We start from the raw sequence: 1,304 nt of genomic DNA on the forward strand, positions 1-1,304 counted from the left end.
TTCGTCGAAAGGTTTGGAGAGCTTATCGTTCCGGAGCGCAGCCGTCGAACCGCTCGACTTGATACCGTCGTACATCATCTCGGGTTGGCTCTGGGAGGGCGGCCCGCAGCAGCCTTTGCCAAGCGCTTGATGATCCCAGTTAGCAATGACACACTCATCCGTGCGGTGAGAAGAAAATCCATGGTGCCGGATGATGCTCTAAACGCCGTCGGAATTGACGATTGGGCTTTCCGCCGCAATCACCGCTATGGAACTGTCGTATGTGATCTTGAGAAGCGAAGGATTATCAAACTTCTGCCTGACCGGGAGATCGCGACAGTTTCGACGTTCCTTGCTCAGCACCCCGAAATAGCGATTGTTTCACGCGATAGAGGCGGCGTCTATCGTGAAGCTGCTGCCAAGGCTTTACCCCATGCTATGCAGGTCGCAGATCGTTGGCATTTGATGGAGAACGCCAGCGCAGCGTTCCTCGACGTCGTGCGCAAATCCATGCGGGCGATCCGTACCGCAATTGGTGCTACGACGATCAATCCTGCGCTACTCACTTGCGCTGAACGACTGCAATATGAGAGCTATCTACGGCGTGAGGACGTGAATTCGACAATCACCAAGCTGGCTTCCGATGGCGTGCCAATAAAGGAAATCGTGCGACAAACCGGCTATAGCCGCGGAACGGTTCGCCAGATTGTCCGCGGTCACAGAACTGATGTATTTCGTGTCAGACAAAGTTCCCTTGAGGCCTATCTGCCACTGTTGGATCAACTCTGGGGATCTGGGCAGCACAACGGCGCTGAACTCTGGCGACAGCTAAAGTACAAAGGTTTCCGTGGTTGTTCTCGTGTCGTTGGGGAGTGGGCCGCAAGGCGACGGCGGTCTGAGCGGGTCTGCGAACAGCAACTTCAAAAAGTGCCATCTGCCAGAACGATTGCCCGATTGATGACAACTGCTCGTGATCAACTGAGTAAGGCTGACACAATCACCATTGCGGCCATAGAAGTCGGCGTTCCCGCCTTGATCCAAGCTCGCAATCTAATTGATCGTTTCCAGACAATGATCCGAATGAAGGCCAAGACAGAACTCGACCCGTGGATCGCTGATGCACGCGACAGTCTGTTTGCCCCCTTCGCCAACGGGATACTGAAAGACAAGGCAGCGGTGTCCGCCGCCATCACCGAACCTTGGTCGAACGGCCAGGTCGAAGGGCAGATCAACAAGCTGAAGCTCGTTAAAAGGCAAATGTATGGGCGTGCCAAGCTGGATCTTCTTCAGGCACGGTTGATCGGCGCAATGTGAAAGAAATCGTC

1 protein-coding gene is annotated in these 1,304 nt (G+C 54.5%); it reads left to right on the forward strand.

Annotation, left to right across the window (positions count from 1 at the left end; all coding sequences use genetic code 11):
- Window positions 1-1,293: ISL3 family transposase (locus tag OIV19_RS23555; RefSeq protein WP_264234331.1), on the forward strand; the 1,293-nt coding region annotated here is incomplete at its 5' end.
- Window positions 1,294-1,304: the final 11 nt, after the last annotated feature.

Source organism: Brucella sp. HL-2 (assembly GCF_025846885.2).
Classification (GTDB): Bacteria; Pseudomonadota; Alphaproteobacteria; order Rhizobiales; family Rhizobiaceae; genus Brucella; species Brucella quorumnocens.